This is a genomic window from Kitasatospora sp. NPDC088861 (assembly GCF_044750105.1).
In the GTDB taxonomy this organism is placed as follows: Bacteria; Actinomycetota; Actinomycetes; order Streptomycetales; family Streptomycetaceae; genus Kitasatospora.
Window position 1 is genome coordinate 763543 of record NZ_JBIVJF010000001.1, and the last position, 15746, is coordinate 779288.

Consider the following 15746-nt stretch of genomic DNA (forward strand, 5'->3'; position numbering starts at 1 on the left):
CCTTAACTCTGGCCGGGGCGGTAGGTGAGCTCCTTGACCGGCACCTTGACCGACAGGGTGCCGGACTTGGCGAAGGTCAGGTCGAGCTCCAGCTCGTCGCCGAGGGCGGGGGCCTTCTGCCATCCCATGATCATCAGGTGGGTGCCGCCGCGGGCGAACTCCAACGCGCCGTGCGCGGGCACGTCCAGGCTCGGGACCTGCTCCATGCTCGACGGGGTCGAGCGGTGCATGGTGACGGACTCGGCGCCCGGGCTGCTCACCTTGACCAGCTGGTCCTGCCCGCCGTCGTTGCGGACGGTCAGGTAGCCGGCGGCCATCCCGCCGGCCGGGGGCAGCGGGATGTAGGAGTCGGCGACGCTCAGCTTCGCCGCCCCGCCGCCGGCACCGCCCTGACCGCCTGCCCCGCAGGCGACCAGGATGGCGCCGCCGCCCAGGGCCGTCGCCAGTACCGCGCCCGTGAGCGCCGTCCGTCGGAAGCCGAGGGTCGCGCGGCCGGCCGGGGCGTGGCCGGTCGAGGCCTTCATGCCGCGACCCCCTTGGCGAGCAGCGGCAGGTCGTGCTCGTAGGTCTTCTCCTCGGTGCCGCTCAGGTAGAGCACGTGCGCCTTGTCGTCCGAGGGGAGGAAGGCCAGCACCTGCGCGCCGTGGGTCGAGGTGACGGTGCCGTCCGCGTTGACCACCGGGTCCTCGATCATGATGCCGAGCGACCTGGCGGCCGTCTTCACCTTGGCCAGGTCGCCGGTCAGGCCTATGAAGTCGCTGCCCATCGAGTCCAGCCAGGTGCGCAGCACCTTGGGGGTGTCGCGCTGCGGGTCGGTGGAGACGAAGACGACGTTGACCTTCTGCCGCTCCTCGGCCGGGAGCGCCTTCATCGCGACGCCGATGTCGCCCATGGTGGTCGGGCAGACGTCCGGGCAGCTGGTGTAGCCGAAGAACAGCAGCGTGGTCTTGCCGTTGGTCTGCTGCCGCAGGTCGTACGGCTGGCCGGAGGTGTCGGTCAGCTGGAGGTCGGGCTTCTCGAAGTTCTTGGTGAGCACCGTGCCCTGGTACGGCGAGTCGGACTTCTGCTGGACGACCTTGGCGGCGGTCGAGCCGCCCCCGGAGGAGCCGCAGGCGGTCAGCGTCAGGGCGGCGGCGAGCGCGACGGCGGCCGCGCCGGCCAGGCGGGTGGTGCGGGTGGTGCGGAGCATGGGAGATCCGATCGTGCGGGGTGGGACCGCCGGCGGGACCGTACCCGGGGCGTGGGTACGGCCCCGCCGGCGGGGTGGGTCAGGAGGCGGAGCCGCTGCTCCGGCGGCGCAGGCCGAGCACGCCGACGGCGGTGCCGATCACGCCGACCACGATGCCGACCACGCCGAGCACCCGGGCGGTGGAGTCGCTGGACTTGGCGCCGGCCGGGGCCGCGGCGTGGTCGGAGCTGTCGCCGTGGGCGCCCGCGGAGGGGGAGGCGGTGACGCCGCCGTGGGCGTCCTCACCGGCGGCGGCCTTGGTGAGCTTCAGGACGGGGGCCGGGTGGGCCGGCTCGGGCTGGCCGTCCTTGGACTCGTCGATCCAGCGGACGATGTCGCCGTTGTCGTAGGTCTGCAGGGTCTTGAAGACCATGCTGTCGGCGTCGGACGGCAGCGGGCCGATCGAGACCCGGAACTCCTGGAACTGACCGGGGGCGATCTTGGTGCCGGCGTCGGCGGTCCAGGTGATCTTGGAGACGGCCTCGTTGACGTCGCTGCCGTGCACCTTGATCGGCTTGTCGAGCTTCGCCTTCTCGACGGTCGCGGTCCAGCCCGGCAGCGGCAGGGTGCGGACGGAGGCCAGCGGGTGGTCCAGCGGGAGGTTGACCTCCAGCTTCACCGTGCTGGCGGCGTCGCTCTCGTTCGGCACCCGGAAGTCGACGGCCGTGTAGCCGCCCTGGGCGGCCGCACCCGGGTTCACGGTGACGTGCGCGAACGCGGGACCGGCCAGCGCCACCACGGAGGCGGCGGCGGTGAGGGCGACGGCGGCGAGACGGCGGGTGGGAAGGGAACGCATGATGCGGTGTCTCCGATCGGAGCTCGGCGGACCGGCCCGCGTCCGGGCGACGGGAAGACCGTGCCTCGGCGGGGCCGCGCGTGGGGACGTGCTGGGGACGTGTGGGGGCGGAACCGGGGGCCGTCGGCGTGTCGGGGACACGCGGGACCGGCCCGGGACGCTGCGCACGACCGGGGCCCGACACGAACGGGGCGCCAGGAGCCGGATCAGTACGCGAAGGCCCCGAGCGGCGGACCGCGCCGCACCACGCTGTGCCGCAGCGCGGCACCCGCCGGAAGCGGACTCTCCCCGCCCCGGACGCCGAACCGGCGGGCCGGACCGGCCGCGCCGAACAGGCCGCGCAGCAGCGCCGCCACCAGCACCAGCGCCGACCGCAGCGGCGCCGCCCAGTGCTCCCGGGCCGCCGACGCGGTCACCCGCACCAGCCGCCACAGCGCCGCCTCACCGCGCCGCAGCCACCAGCCCGCGACCAGCGCGGCGGCCAGGTGCCCGGCCAGCATCGACGGCGTCATCCCGAACACGCCGCCCTGCCACCACGGGGCGACGGCGTACGCGTTCGGGTCCAGGCCCGCCGAGGAGACCAGCTGCTCGGCGGTCGGGCTCCCCGGCAGGCCGGCCAGCGTGCCGGGGCGCGCCTCGTTGCAGATCAGCCGGCCCGCCACGGTCGGCAGGGTCAGCGGACCGGAGCCGCCGTGGTGCATGCCGGCCATGCCGCCGATCGCGGCGTGGCCGTTGAAGCTGTGGAACAGGCAGTGCAGCCCGAGCTGCCCCGCGCCCAGCGCACCGGCGATGGCCGTCAGCGAACGTTCCCGCCCACCGCAGGCCACCGCGAGCACCAGCACCGCGGCGAAGCCCGTCGCCAACGCGGCCGGCGGCACGTTCCCGCCACCCGCCAGGGCGTGCCCGGCAGCCGCTATCAACGTGCACACCAGGGCGAACGGGACGGCCCGGGCAAGCCGCAGGTCCCAGGCGGCGGCCCCCACCGGCGCATCCGGTGCGAGGGCGCCCGGGAGCGGGGCGGCGGGGAGGGCAGTCATGGCCGAGACATCATCTCACCGCCTACCTCGCCCGCGTGGGCAGGGTGGGAAATCCCTACGAATGCCCCGTTCGGCAGCGGCGTGCAGGCCGGCGAGTGCGCCACTCGGCACAATCCACGGCCTCAGTCCATCCGCCGAACGGGCGGCAGCGGGCCCCGGGCACGGTTCACCGCCGAATCGCCCGGAGATACCTAGTTGTATGTGGAGCCGCAGCCAGGAGGGACCTCCCGTGGACATCTGGTGGACTCTGCACCTCAAGCGCGACCCGGCCAGCGTCCCGCTGGCCCGGCGCATCCTGCTCGGTGCCATGGCGACGGCGGGCGTCGACCCGCAGATCGCCCACGACCTCGGCGTCGCCCTCAGCGAGGCCTGCGCCAACGCCGTCGAGCACGGCGCCTGCGGGCGGCCCGACGGCGGCTTCCAGGTCACCGCCTCGATCAGCGGCGACCGCCTGCGGATCGAGGTCACCGACTCCGGCCCCGGCCTGCCCGGCCCCGTCGGCACCCCCGCCCCGGCGCTGCGCCGCCGCCCCGTCCCCCCGCCGCCGCCCCGCCCGGCCGCGCACCGCCGCCCCCGCCGCGGCCGCGCCACCGTCCCGGCCCGCGTCCTCACCGCCCACCAGCCCCGGCGCGACGGCCACCCCTACGACACCCACGTCCTCCCCGCCCGCCCCACGGCGCCCACGCTGCGCCCCGTGGACCTCGACACCCTCCCGGACCTCACCGCCGAATCCGGCCGGGGCCTCTTCCTCATCCACGCCCTCACCGACCACGTCCAGCTCCGCAACCACCCGCTCCGGGGCGCCATCGTGAGCTTCGACAAGATCCTCAAGTGGCAGGACGGCGCCTTGTTGCGGGCAGCGTCCTGACACGGCGAACCGATGACGACGGACTGATACGACGAACGCCGGGGGCGCGGACCACGGTCCGCGCCCCCGGCGTTCACCCGGGTGCAGGGGTCAGCTGTGCGCGCCGGCCTTGCGGCGGCGCAGGACGAACACGGTGCCGGCGCCGGCCGCCAGGACGGCGGCGCCGCCGAGGGCGATCGGCAGGGTGTTGGAGTCGGCGCCGGTCTCGGCCAGGTGCGGGCCCGCCGACGGCGAGGCGGAGGCCGAACCGTGGCCGGCGGCCGCGGGGGTGCTGCTGGCGCCACCGGCCTCGGCGACCCGGAACTTGCCCTCGAAGGGGTTGTAGAACTGGGTGCAGGCGTTCGGCTTGTCGTTGGCCGGGGTGGGCACCTTGTCGTTGTCGAACGCGTCGGAGCCGGCGTCGTAGTTGGCGCCGTAGTTCCCGACCGGGGCCTTGGCGGTGGCGGCGATCCGGACCTGGTAGGTGATCTTCTCGCCCTTGGCCAGCTTGATGTCCGGCGACTGGAGGTCGCGGTCGTCGAGCTTTGCGGGCTTCCAGCCGGAGCCGGTGTTCAGCTGCACGTCGAAGAACTCGGTGCTCCACTGGACGGGGTAGTCCCCGTCGAACTCGTCGGTGACGTAGAGCGAGTTGTGGACGACGGGCAGATCGACGCCGCTGTTGTTCTGCCAGGTCACGCTCAGCTCGGCGGCCGGTCCGCCCTTGACCAGGGTGGTGCCGTACAGGCCGGAGCCGGTGACCTTGAGCAGCGGGCTCTGGTAGACGCCGCCGTGGCATCGCATGCTGTTGGTCGGGGTCGGCATCGGCAGGGTGGACGGCCGGTTGGTGGGGGTGGCCGTCGCGGTGTGGCTGGGGGTGGTGCTCGGAGTCGCCGTGGCGGGGGCGCTCGGGGTGGTGCTCGGGGCCGGGGTGCTCGGCGCGGGGGTGCTCGGCGCGGGGGCGCTCGGGGTGGCCGTGCTGGAGGTGGGGGGCGGAGAGGAGGGGACTCCGACCGCACTCGCGCTGACGGCGCCGACCGTGGTGCCGAAGGAGAGCGCCATCAGCGCGGACGCGGCCAGAAGGCGAGAAGAGCGCACGTTGAGAAGCTCCAGATTGGGGTAAATGGGGTTGATTTCGGGCGACTTGAGACCTCCGGCAGGGCCGTCGGCGCTGGTCGCGCCCGCGAACCCTACCGGTTGCGGGTGGCTGGTTTCGATCGGATTTGGCGCTAAGTGATCGATGCTGCCCAGCACGCCCGTTCGGCCACCGGTTGCCGGGGTGACCGGGGGGCCGGACGATGGCCGCATGAAGCACCAGATGCGAGCCGAGTACGGGGCCGGGGGTGCGACCGGCGGGGTGCGGTTGTGGCACATGGTCCGGGGGGCGGAGAGCGTGGCGATGTGCGGCCGGGAGCTCGACCCGGGCGCGCAGGTGCGGGAACCGGTGGACTGGGGCAAGACGCCGGAGCTGTGCTGCCACACCTGCGGGGCGTACTACCTGCGCGAGACGCCGTACCTGTCGGCCGAACACCAGTAGCGCGCCAACGGGTGGTCTACCGTGATCGGCATGGAGCAACCCCTCGCCCGGCCACGGTCGTTGACCCGTGAGGCCGCCGGGCTGCGGTCCGGCGTACCGGGCCTGTCCGAGCACGTCGACCGGTTCTGCGGGCTGGTCGAGCGGGTGGATCCGTTGATCCACGCGTTCGTCCCGGAGCCGGGGCGGCACGAGCGGCTGCGCGCGCAGGCGCGGGCGCTGGCCGCGCGGTACCCCGAGCCGGCCGGGCGGCCGCCGCTGTACGGGGTGACGGTGGGGGTCAAGGACATCGTGCACGTGGACGGGCTGCCCACGCACGGCGGTTCGGCGCTGCCGCCGGGGGTCCTGGCGGGGCCGCAGGCCGTGGTGGTGGACCGGCTGCGGGCGGCCGGGGCGCTGGTCGCCGGCAAGACGGTGACCGCCGAGTTCGCGGCGAGCGCGCCAGGACCGACCCGCAACCCGCACCATCCCGGGCACACCCCGGGCGGCTCCAGCAGCGGGTCGGCGGCGGCGGTCGCGGCGGGGCTGGTGCCGCTGGCGGTCGGCACCCAGACGGTGGGATCGGTGATCCGGCCGGCCGCGTACTGCGGGGTGGTGGGCTTCCGGCCCACGTACGGGCGGATCCCGATGGCCGGGGTGATCCCGAACGCGCCGAGCTTCGACACCCTGGGGGTGTTCACGGCCGACCTGGCCGGGGCGGCCCTGGCGGCTGCACTGCTCTGCGACGACTGGCGGGGCGACGACTGGCGCGGCGGGCCGGCGGCCGGGGGCCGGCCGGTGCTCGGGGTCCCGGACGGCGCGTACCTGGAGCGGGCCGAGCCGGCGGCGCTGCGCGTCTTCGAGGAGAGCCTGGAGCGCCTGGCGCAGGCTGGCCTGACGGTGCGCCGGGTGCCGCTGTTCCCGGACTTCGCCGGGATCACCCGGCAATTGCAGACGATCAACCGCTTCGAGCTGGCCCGCGGCCACGCCGACTGGTTCGCCCGGTTCGGCGGCCTGTACCGGCCGGAGACGGCGGCGAGCATCCGGGTCGGCCAGGGCGTCGCGGCAGAGGACCGGGCGGCCGCGCTCCAGGCCCGGGAGCGGTTGCGCGAGCGGGTCGCCCGGGCGACCGCCGAGGTCGGAGTGGACCTGTGGCTGGCGCCGTCGGCGACCGGCGGGGCGCCGGAGGGCCTGCACACCACCGGGGACGCGGTGATGTCGCTGCCGTGGAGCTACCTGGGCCTGCCCGCGCTGAGCCTGCCGGCCGGACGGACGGCGGAGGGGTTGCCGCTGGGCCTCCAGGTGGTGGGCGCGGCGGGCGGCGACGAGCGGCTGCTGGCCCAGGCGGCTTTCCTGGAAGGGGCGCTGGGCGGAAAAGCCTAGGAGCCTGCTAGGCGAGCGCCGGGTCGGCCGGGTCGGTGGCCTCGGCGCGCAGCAGGCGCAGCAGGAGGCGGCCGGCCCGCTGGTAGGGGGTGTCCTCGTCGTGCAGCACGGCCTGCGAGTTGGCCGTCTCCAGGAGGGCGATCAGGGCGAAGGCGAGGTCGTCGAGGTCGGTGCCGGGCCGCAGGCCGCCGGTGGCGCGGGCCTCGGCGAGGGCGTCGGCGATCACCTGGCGCCACTCGCGGGCGCAGTCGGCGAGGGCGTCCCGGACGGCGCCGGGGCGGGCGTCGAACTCGGCGGTGACCTCGTAGAAGAAGCAGCCGCCGGGGAAGACCCGGGCCCGGGAGTAGGCGAGCCAGCTCTCGCAGAGGGCGCGGGCCCGGGCGAGGCCGGGCGGGGTGTCGGCGACCGGGGCGACGACGGCGTCGGCGAAGATGCGGCGGGCGGCGCGGACGGTGGCGAGCTGGAGCTCCTCCTTGGAGCCGAAGCCGGCGAACACGCCGCTCTTGCTGAGCCCGAGGTCGGTGGCGAGGCGACCGATGGAGAGCGCGCCGAGGCCTTCGACGGAGGCGATCGCGACGGCGCGGTGCAGCACCGCCCGGCGGGTCTCCTCGCCGCGCAGGACCCGTCCGTCCGTGGTCGACCCGGCCATCGGCCACCTCAGTTCTCGTCGTCGCCGTCGCCGTCGCGGTGCGTGCCGCCAGGGTAGCCCGGGGGCGGGCGGCGGACTTCCCGCCCATGAAACTGCACGAACGGTCGTGCTAATATCCGGGCCCAGTACGGCCCCGCACCCCGGCACGCCCGTCCGCACCGACAGGGAGACCGCATGGACCCGGCCCTCGCACTGGTTCGCACCGCCCTCAACACCACCTCGCACCTGGCGCCCCGGCTGGCCGGCCGCGCCACGTACGAGCTGTTCCAGCGTCCGCTGCGGCGCAGCGCCGTCCGCCCCGCCGAGCGGGAGACCCACCGGCAGGCCGCCGTCGAGCGGATCACCGTGAACGGCAAGGACGTCGTCGTCTACCGCTGGGGCGACGGCGCCCGGCCGGTGCTGCTGATGCACGGCTGGCGCTCCCGCGCCTCGCGCTTCGCCCCCTACGTGCCCCGGCTGCGCGCGCTCGGGCTGAGCCCGGTCGCCTTCGACGCGCCAGGCCACGGCGACTCCGGCGGCCGGGCCACCACGGTGCTGGAGTACCGCGCCATCGCCGGGCAACTCCAGGACGGCTACGGCGGGTTCGAGGCGATCGTGGCGCACTCGCTGGGCGTGGCCGGGGCGTTCCTGGCGCTGCGCGAGGGGGTCCGGGCCGGGCGGCTGGTCGCGCTCGCCGGGGTCAGCGAATTCGCCTACCTGCCGGGCGCGTTCTGCGCCGGGCTCGGCCTCGGCCCGGTGATCGAGCGGGACCTGCGGCACCGGATCGAGCACGAGCTGTTCGCCGGCACCGAGGACCCGTGGCGGCGCTTCGACGCCGCGCACCGGCCCGAGGAGGTGTCGCCGCCGATCCTGGTGGCGCACGACGAGGGCGACGACGTGGTCGGAATATCGCACGCGCGGCGCCTGAAAGCCGCGTACGGTGACCGGCTGGAACTACTGGTCACCCGAGGGCTCGGCCACCGCCGGATCGTCGCCGAGCCCACCGTCATCGACAACGCGATCGGCTTCCTGTCGGCCGGTCAGGAGGTCAGCGCCGCATGAGCCGTGCCGGAGAGCTCGTCGAACTGCACGCCCGGTCCCTGGAGTTGGCCGCCGAAGTGGTGGACGGTCTGCGGTCGGACCAGCTGGAGCTGCCGAGCCCGTGCGCGGGCTGGACGCTGCGCCGGCTGATGGAGCACATCGTCGGCCAGCACCAGGGCTTCGCCGCGGCCGCCCGCGGCGCCGGGCCCGACCTCGCGCTCTGGGCCGACGCCCCGGTCGGCGACGACCCGGCGGGCGCCTTCCGCCGCACGGGCGCCGAGCTCACCGAGGCGTTCCGCGAGGCCGTGGCGGCCGGGCGCGAGGTCTGGCTGCCGGAGATCCAGCACGGCGGCCCCTTCCCGCTGGCGCACGCGGTCGGCTTCCACCTGCTCGACACCCTGGTGCACGGCTGGGACGTCGCGGCCGCGCTCGGTGTCCAGGCCCCGTTCACCGCCGTCGTGGACGGCGACGAGGCGCTGGCGGCGACCCTGCTGGCGGTCGCCGGGGCCGTCCCGGCCGCGCCGGAGAACCGGGTGCCGGGCAAGGCGTTCGCGCCGCGCCTCGAACCGGGTGCGGCGGGCGGCCGGTTCGACCGCGCGCTGGCCCTGCTCGGGCGTGACCCGGCCTGGAAGGCCTGAAGCTTTCGGGTGCGGGCGGGCGCAGGCCTGGCGTCAGGCGTGCCGGCCGCCGCGCTGTTCGTCGGGGAAGCGCGGCCCGCCGATCAGGAAGAGCAGCGCGGCGGTCGGAAAGCCGGTCGAGGCGGCCACTAGCACGATGAACTCCCAGAACATCTCCTGCTCCTCGTCAGTCCCGGGCCGCCCGGACACCCGAAGGTGATCCCAAACCTGACAGGCCCTGATTGGCCGAATTGTCCGGTCGCTATTCGACGGTATGACCGGATTGCCCCGGCTGCCACCGGGCGGCGGGGACCGGCCCGCGCCACACCGGCGCAGGGGTCTGGGCGCGGGCCGGGGGCGGCGGCCACACTGTCGGGATGCAGCTACAGCTCGCAGGGGAAGCACGGCGGCCGGACCGCGAGAGCGAGGACTTCGCGGCGGCCTCGCCGGAGGCGCTGGTACTGCTGGACGGTGCGAGTTCGCCGGCCGGCCTGGAGTCCGGGTGCCGGCACGGAACCGCCTGGTACGTCCGCCGGTTGGGCGTGCACCTGCTCGCCCGGCTCACCGACCGGGTGGACCGCTCGATCGCCGAGTGCCTGGCCGACGCCATCGTGGAGACGGCCGCGCTGCACGGCGGCCGCTGCGACCTGGGCCACCCCAACACCCCCGCGGCCATGGTGGTGGCGGCCCGCCGGCACGGCGAGTCGCTGGAGTACCTGGTGCTCGGCGACTCGCTGCTGGTGCTGGAGTACAAGGACGGACCGCCGAAGGTGATCGGGGACAACCAGCGCTTCCCCGGTGGGGAGGAACTGCGCCGGCAGGTCTGGGCGACCGTCCCCGGCTCGGCCGAGCGGGCCGCGCTGCATCTGGAGTACGCGCTGGCCGTCCGGTCCGCCCGCAACCGGGGCAACGGTCCGTGGATCGCCGCGGCCAGCCCGAAGGCGGCCGGGCACGCGGAGACCGGCTTCGTCCGGCTGGAGCGGCTGCACGCGCTGGCCGCGCTCACCGACGGCGCCTCGCGCTTCACCGAGCGCTTCGGGCTGGGGAGTTGGGCGGACGCGCTGCGGCTGCTCGCCGAGTCCGGTCCGGGCGAACTGATCGCGCAGGTCCGCGAGGTCGAGCGGGCGGACGCCGCCTGCGAGCGCTGGCCGCGCGGCAAGGCGCACGACGACGCCTCGGCCGTCTACGCGCTGCTGTAGCGCGTAGACGGCCGAGGCGCCGGGGGCGGTGCGGTCACCGAGCTGGTGCCGTCACCGAGCTGATGCCGTCACCGAGGGCGGTGCGGCCGCCCGGGATGGTGCCGTCAGTCGATCGGGTGGCCGAACCGGCCGGACTGGAAGTCCCGCATGGCCTGCTCCAGTTCGCGGTGGCTGTTCATCACGAACGGCCCGTACCAGGCGACCGGTTCGCGGATCGGCTGCCCGCCGAGCAGGATCACGTCCAGGTTGGGGTGGCGGGAGTCCTGCTTGGGGTCGGCGGTGATGGTGATGGTGTCGCCCTCGCCGAACACGGCCGCCTGCCCGGTGTGGACCGGGCGGCCCTCGGCGCCGACGGTGCCGTCGCCGTTGAGGACGTAGGCGAGAGCGTTGAAGTCCGGCCGCCACGGCAGGGTGACCTGCGCGCCCGGGGTGATGCTGGCGTGCAGCAGGGTTATCGGCGTGTGGGTGACGCCCGGGCCCCGGTGGCCGTCCAGCTCGCCCGCGATCAGCCGCAGGACCGCGCCGCCGTCCGGGGTGGAGAGCAGCTTGACGTGGCCGCCGTGGATGTCCTGGTAGCGCGGGGCGGCCATCTTGTCGGAGGCCGGGAGGTTGACCCACAGCTGGATGCCGTGGAACAGGCCGCCGGTGGCCACCAGCGACTCCGGCGGGGTCTCGATGTGCAGGATGCCCGAGCCGGCCGTCATCCACTGGGTGTCGCCGCCGCCGAGGTGGCCGCCGCCGCCGTGCGAGTCCTTGTGGATGAACTCGCCGTCGATCAGGTAGGTGACCGTCTCGAAGCCGCGGTGCGGGTGCCAGGGCGTGCCCTTGGGCTCGCCGGCGGCGTACTCCACCTCGCCCATCTGGTCCATCATGATGAACGGGTCGAGGTACTTGGTGTTGATCTTGGCGAAGGCGCGGCGGACCGGGAAGCCCTCGCCTTCGAAGCCCTCGGGTGCGGTCGCGACGGTGAGGACCGGCCGGGCGCTGGTGGCGGCGGGGTCCGGGGTGGCGACGCGCGGCAGGGTCAGCGGGTTGTCGACGGTCACGGCGGGCATGTCGGCCTCCTTCGGGGGGTTCCTCTGGCCTACGTCCACGAGGTTAGTTCAATTCTCAACAACAAGCAAGTTGAAAGTTGAACCATATAGCGACGAAGGAGCGCGGGGCTCCTCCTCCAGGATGGGTCAGCCGTACATGCGGCGCATGGTGAAGTCGACCATCTGCTCGACCGCCTTGGCGTCGAACACCATCCGGTGCTCGCCCTCCATGTCCAGCGCGAAGCCGTAGCCGGTCGGCAGCAGGTCCAGGACCTCGGCGCCGGTGACGGTGAAGTGCTTGGAGTCCTTGCCGGCGTAGCGGCGCAGCTCCTTCAGCGAGCTGAACATCGGGATCACCGGCGTCGGCGTGTTGTGCAGCGCCAGGAAGCCGGGCCGCTCGCCGCGCGGGCAGTGCACCTTCGAGGTGATGAAGATGGCCTGGAAGTCCTCGACCGCCATCGAGCCCGTGGTGAACGCCCGGACGGCGTCCGCCAGCGACGGCGGGGAGGGTTCGGGGTAGAGGGACTGCTGGGACGCCTGCGACTGCGCGCCGTAGGCGTCGGGGCCGGGCATGCCGTTCATGCCCGGCTGCGGACCCGCCTGCTGCTGGTAGGGGTCGCCCGGGTATGCGTTCTGGTCATATCCGTACACACGGACAGGCTATCGGGAGCGCACCCGCCCGTGCGGGCGTCGATCCTGACAAGGACTGGTCGTCCCGACTTGTGGGACGTGACCACGTTCATAGCGGATTCACCGCCAGGGGCTTGCCCAAGTTACCGCTGGGTAGCATCATGATGCGTACTGGTGGGTACGGGGCGCCCGAACGCGGCGGTCTCCCGGAAGCGACGAACCGGAGAAAACGGCCATGGGTCACTACAAGTCCAACCTGCGGGACGTGGAGTTCAACCTCTTCGAGGTGTTCGGTCGCGAGCAGGTCTACGGCTCCGGACCGTTCGCGGACATGGACGTCGAGACCGCGAAGAACATCCTGAGCGAGATCTCGCGCCTCGCCGAGAACGACCTCGCCGCGTCCTTCACCGACACCGACCGCAACCCGCCGGTCTTCGACCCCGAGACCAACACCGCGCCGGTCCCGGCCACCTTCAGGAAGAGCTACCAGACCTACATGGACGCCGAGTGGTGGCGTCTGGGCATCCCGGAGGCGATCGGCGGCCAGGTCACCCCGTCCTCCCTGATCTGGGCCTACGCCGAGCAGGTCCTGGGCTCCAACCCGGCCATCTGGATGTACTCCTCCGGCCCCGCCTTCGCCGGCGTCGTCCACGACGAGGGCACCGAGGAGCAGAAGAAGGTCGCCCAGCGGATGACCGACCGCCTCTGGGGCGCCACCATGGTCCTCACCGAGCCCGACGCGGGCTCGGACGTGGGCGCCGGCCGCACCAAGGCGATCAAGCAGGAGGACGGCTCCTGGCACATCGAGGGTGTGAAGCGCTTCATCACCTCGGGCGAGCACGACATGTCCGAGAACATCATCCACCTGGTGCTGGCGCGCCCCGAGGGCGGCAAGCCCGGCACCAAGGGCCTGGGCCTGTACATCGTCCCCAAGTTCGACTTCGACTGGGAGACGGGCGAGCTGGGCGAGCGCAACGGCGCCTACGCCACCAACGTCGAGCACAAGATGGGCCTCAAGGCCTCGAACACCTGCGAGATGACCTTCGGCGCCAAGCACCCGGCCAAGGGCTGGCTGCTCGGCGAGAAGGTCGACGGCATCCGCCAGATGTTCAAGATCATCGAGTTCGCCCGGATGATGGTCGGCACGAAGGCCATCGCCACCCTCTCCACCGGCTACCTGAACGCCCTGGAGTACGCCAAGGAGCGCGTGCAGGGCGCCGACATCTCGCAGTTCCTGGACAAGACCGCCCCCCGCGTCACCATCACCCACCACCCGGACGTGCGCCGCTCGCTGCTCACCCAGAAGGCCTACGCCGAGGGCATGCGCGCGCTGGTCCTGTTCACCGCGTCCGTCCAGGACGACATGGTGGCCGCCGGCCTGCGCGGCGAGCGCGACGAGGCCGCCGAGCGCCTCAACGACCTGCTGCTGCCGATCGTCAAGGGCTACGGCTCCGAGAAGTCCTACGAGCAGCTCGCCCAGTCCCTGCAGACCTTCGGTGGCTCCGGCTACTTGCAGGAGTACCCGATCGAGCAGTACATCCGGGACGCCAAGATCGACACCCTCTACGAGGGCACCACCGCGATCCAGGGCCAGGACTTCTTCTTCCGCAAGATCGTCAAGGACGGCGGCCAGGCGCTCACCGCGCTGTCCGAGCAGATCCAGAAGTTCCTCGGCGCGGCCGAGGGCGGCGACGCCCTGGCCGCCGAGCGCGAGCTGCTCGCCAAGGCCGTCGGCGATCTGGACGCCATCGTGGGCAAGCTGCTGGCCGACCTCACCTCGGTCGAGCAGGACGTCAAGAACATGTACAAGGTGGGCCTCAACACCACCCGCCTGCTGCTCGTCTCCGGCGACGTCGTCGTCGGCTGGCTGCTGCTGCGTCAGGCCGCGGTGGCGCTGGCCAAGCTGGAGGCCGGCGCCTCGGAGAAGGACGTCCCGTTCTACCAGGGCAAGGTCGCGGCGGCCCGCTTCTTCGCCAAGAACGTCCTGCCGACCGTCGCCCCGCAGCGGCTGATCGCCGAGGGCATCGACAACGAGATCATGGACCTGGCGGAGGAGGCCTTCTGAGGCCCTCGCCCCACCCGTCACCCGCCGCGGTGCCCCCAGGGGCGCCGCGAGGGGCGTGACACCTCTCCGACCGCCTGACAGCACCCTCACGTCGAAGGGCCCGGCTCCCGCCGGGCCCTTCGACGTTGCGGCCCGTCCGCCCCGCACCCGTCGCCGAGTTCGCCCGTTTCGCACCCGTTGTTCGGGGGCCTCAGGCGCCGGGCCCGGCATGGCGATGACCGTCCGCGACCGGCGCGGATCTCTGGGTGTACGGAGTTCGGCGCGGCGTCACTTCACGGTTGTGTCCTCGTTCTGCATCCGTTGGGAGGTTCCGAATTCCCTGTCCGTGTACGGGCATATGCTCAAGGTGCGAAGCCGACTCCCCATCCGGCTTCAGCCCTCCCTCGACTCAGGAGCAGTATGTCGACCGCCGCCGCCCGCCAGGCATTCTTCGACCGGACGCACAGCGACGATCTGATCGCGTTCCTCGGCACCTCGCCGTCCCCGTACCACGCGGTCGCGAGCGCCGCCGAGCGGCTGGAGAAGGCAGGCTTCCGGCAGGTCGCCGAGACCGACGTCTGGGACGGCGCCGCCGGCGGCCGTTACCTGATCCGGGGCGGCGCCCTGATCGCCTGGTACCTGCCGGAGAGCGCCCGCCCCGAGACCCCGTTCCGGGTGGTCGGTACCCACACCGACTCGCCGAACCTGCGGGTCAAGCCGGTGCCGGACACCGGCTCGGCCGGCTGGCGCCAGGTCGCCGTGGAGATCTACGGCGGTGTCCCGCTGAACACCTGGCTGGACCGTGACCTCGGGCTCTCCGGCCGCCTCGCGCTGAAGGACGGCAGCTCGCGGCTCGTCCAGCTGGACGAGCCGCTGCTGCGGGTGCCGCAGCTCGCGATCCACCTGGACCGCCAGGTCAACGACGGCATGAAGCTCGACAAGCAGCGCCACCTCACCCCGATCTGGGGCCTCGGCCCGGTCGACGAGGGCTCGCTGATCTCGTACGTCGCCGAGCGCGCGGGCGTGGACGCCGCCGACGTGGCCGGCTGGGACCTGATGACGCACGATGTCCAGCCGGCCGCCTACCTGGGCCGCGACCGCGAGCTGCTGGCCGGCCCGCGCCTGGACAACCTGCTGTCCGTCCACGCCGCCACCGCCGCGCTGGCCGCCGTCGCCTCCGCCGAGGACGCCGCCGACCTGCCGTACATCCCGGTGCTGGCCGCCTTCGACCACGAGGAGACCGGCAGCGAGTCGGACACCGGCGCGCAGAGCCCGCTGCTCGGCAACGTCCTCGACCGCACCGTCCACGCGCGCGGCGGCACCCCGGAGGACCGCGCCCGGGCGCTGGCCGGGACGATCTGCCTCTCCTCGGACATGGGTCACGCCGTCCACCCGAACTACGCCGAGCGGCACGAGCCGGGCCACCACCCGCTGCCGAACGGCGGGCCGATCCTCAAGGTCAACGTCAACAACCGCTACGCGACCGACGGCGTCGGCCGGGCGGTGTTCGCGGCCGCCTGCGAGAAGGCCGGCGTGCCGTGGCAGTCCTTCGTGTCCAACAACGCGATGCCCTGCGGCACCACCATCGGCCCGATCACCGCGGCGCGCCTCGGCATCAAGACGGTGGACTGCGGCATCGCGGCGCTGTCCATGCACTCGGCGCGCGAACTGTGCGGCGCCGAGGACCCGTACCTGCTGGCCAGCGCGATCAAGGCGTTCCTGGAGGGCTGATCCCCCCTCAACGGCGAAGGG

16 protein-coding genes are annotated in these 15746 nt (G+C 73.4%); 8 read left to right on the top strand and 8 right to left on the bottom strand.

The annotated features are described in order from the left end of the window. Nucleotides 1-2: 2 nt before the first annotated feature. The 4 genes from ACIP37_RS03330 to ACIP37_RS03345 form a co-directional block, all read right to left on the bottom strand. Entirely contained in the window at nucleotides 3-524 is a 522-nt protein-coding gene (locus tag ACIP37_RS03330) for a copper chaperone PCu(A)C (RefSeq protein ID WP_363581474.1), read from the bottom strand. Then, nucleotides 521-1189 carry an SCO family protein gene (locus tag ACIP37_RS03335; protein WP_363581472.1) on the bottom strand — a complete coding sequence of 223 codons (669 nt, stop codon included), beginning with the start codon at nucleotides 1187-1189 and terminating at the stop codon, nucleotides 521-523. The genes ACIP37_RS03330 and ACIP37_RS03335 overlap by 4 nt, the downstream gene beginning before the upstream one ends. Nucleotides 1190-1268: 79 nt before the next feature. Next, nucleotides 1269-2024, bottom strand: a complete 756-nt coding sequence (locus ACIP37_RS03340) for a YcnI family protein (RefSeq protein WP_400804448.1) — start codon at nucleotides 2022-2024, stop codon at nucleotides 1269-1271. A gap of 206 nt (nucleotides 2025-2230) precedes the next feature. Then, nucleotides 2231-3061, bottom strand: coding sequence for a hypothetical protein (locus ACIP37_RS03345; RefSeq protein WP_363581468.1), 831 nt, complete (start codon nucleotides 3059-3061; stop codon nucleotides 2231-2233). 229 nt (nucleotides 3062-3290) lie between these two features. On the opposite strand from ACIP37_RS03345, the gene ACIP37_RS03350 reads away from it, so the two are divergent. After that, nucleotides 3291-3929: an ATP-binding protein gene (locus tag ACIP37_RS03350; RefSeq protein ID WP_400804451.1), complete on the top strand. Its 639-nt coding sequence runs from the start codon at nucleotides 3291-3293 to the stop codon at nucleotides 3927-3929. A 90-nt stretch (nucleotides 3930-4019) separates the two neighbouring features. Here ACIP37_RS03350 and ACIP37_RS03355 read toward each other — a convergent pair whose 3' ends face one another. Next, entirely contained in the window at nucleotides 4020-5003 is a 984-nt protein-coding gene (locus ACIP37_RS03355; protein WP_363628059.1) for an LAETG motif-containing sortase-dependent surface protein, read from the bottom strand. Nucleotides 5004-5211: 208 nt separating this feature from the next. Between ACIP37_RS03355 and ACIP37_RS03360 the strand changes: the two genes are divergently transcribed. Both ACIP37_RS03360 and ACIP37_RS03365 read left to right on the top strand, forming a co-directional pair. Next, nucleotides 5212-5442 carry a hypothetical protein gene (locus ACIP37_RS03360; protein ID WP_350880659.1) on the top strand — a complete coding sequence of 77 codons (231 nt, stop codon included), beginning with the start codon at nucleotides 5212-5214 and terminating at the stop codon, nucleotides 5440-5442. Between the two features lie 30 nt (nucleotides 5443-5472). Continuing rightward, nucleotides 5473-6801: an amidase gene (locus ACIP37_RS03365; protein WP_363628060.1), complete on the top strand. Its 1329-nt coding sequence runs from the start codon at nucleotides 5473-5475 to the stop codon at nucleotides 6799-6801. A gap of 7 nt (nucleotides 6802-6808) precedes the next feature. On the opposite strand, the gene ACIP37_RS03370 is transcribed toward ACIP37_RS03365, so the two are convergent. Further along, nucleotides 6809-7450 carry a TetR/AcrR family transcriptional regulator gene (locus ACIP37_RS03370; RefSeq protein ID WP_363581458.1) on the bottom strand — a complete coding sequence of 214 codons (642 nt, stop codon included), beginning with the start codon at nucleotides 7448-7450 and terminating at the stop codon, nucleotides 6809-6811. Between the two features lie 174 nt (nucleotides 7451-7624). On the opposite strand from ACIP37_RS03370, the gene ACIP37_RS03375 reads away from it, so the two are divergent. The 3 genes from ACIP37_RS03375 to ACIP37_RS03385 all read left to right on the top strand — a co-directional run bounded on the left by ACIP37_RS03375 (nucleotide 7625) and on the right by ACIP37_RS03385 (nucleotide 10286). Beyond that, the gene (locus ACIP37_RS03375) at nucleotides 7625-8491 is read left to right on the top strand and encodes an alpha/beta hydrolase (RefSeq protein WP_400804456.1); all 867 of its coding nucleotides are present in this window, start codon (nucleotides 7625-7627) and stop codon (nucleotides 8489-8491) included. Continuing rightward, nucleotides 8488-9108, top strand: a complete 621-nt coding sequence (locus tag ACIP37_RS03380) for a TIGR03086 family metal-binding protein (protein WP_363581454.1) — start codon at nucleotides 8488-8490, stop codon at nucleotides 9106-9108. Before ACIP37_RS03375 ends, ACIP37_RS03380 begins: the two co-directional genes overlap by 4 nt. A 356-nt stretch (nucleotides 9109-9464) precedes the next feature. Then, nucleotides 9465-10286 (top strand): integrase, encoded by an 822-nt coding sequence (locus ACIP37_RS03385; RefSeq protein WP_363581452.1) that lies wholly within the window; start codon nucleotides 9465-9467, stop codon nucleotides 10284-10286. Between the two features lie 104 nt (nucleotides 10287-10390). On the opposite strand, the gene ACIP37_RS03390 is transcribed toward ACIP37_RS03385, so the two are convergent. Both ACIP37_RS03390 and ACIP37_RS03395 read right to left on the bottom strand, forming a co-directional pair. Then, nucleotides 10391-11341, bottom strand: a complete 951-nt coding sequence (locus tag ACIP37_RS03390) for a pirin family protein (RefSeq protein WP_400327410.1) — start codon at nucleotides 11339-11341, stop codon at nucleotides 10391-10393. A 126-nt stretch (nucleotides 11342-11467) separates the two neighbouring features. After that, nucleotides 11468-11971: an SseB family protein gene (locus tag ACIP37_RS03395; protein ID WP_063348360.1), complete on the bottom strand. Its 504-nt coding sequence runs from the start codon at nucleotides 11969-11971 to the stop codon at nucleotides 11468-11470. 214 nt (nucleotides 11972-12185) lie between these two features. Here ACIP37_RS03395 and ACIP37_RS03400 point away from each other — a divergent pair, with 214 nt between their 5' ends. Together ACIP37_RS03400 and ACIP37_RS03405 are read left to right on the top strand one after the other, a co-directional pair. Next, on the top strand, nucleotides 12186-14015 hold the full coding sequence (locus tag ACIP37_RS03400; RefSeq protein WP_363581448.1) for an acyl-CoA dehydrogenase: 1830 nt from the start codon (nucleotides 12186-12188) through the stop codon (nucleotides 14013-14015). A 399-nt stretch (nucleotides 14016-14414) separates the two neighbouring features. Then, nucleotides 14415-15725: a M18 family aminopeptidase gene (locus ACIP37_RS03405; protein WP_363581446.1), complete on the top strand. Its 1311-nt coding sequence runs from the start codon at nucleotides 14415-14417 to the stop codon at nucleotides 15723-15725. The last annotated feature ends 21 nt before the right edge of the window (nucleotides 15726-15746 follow it).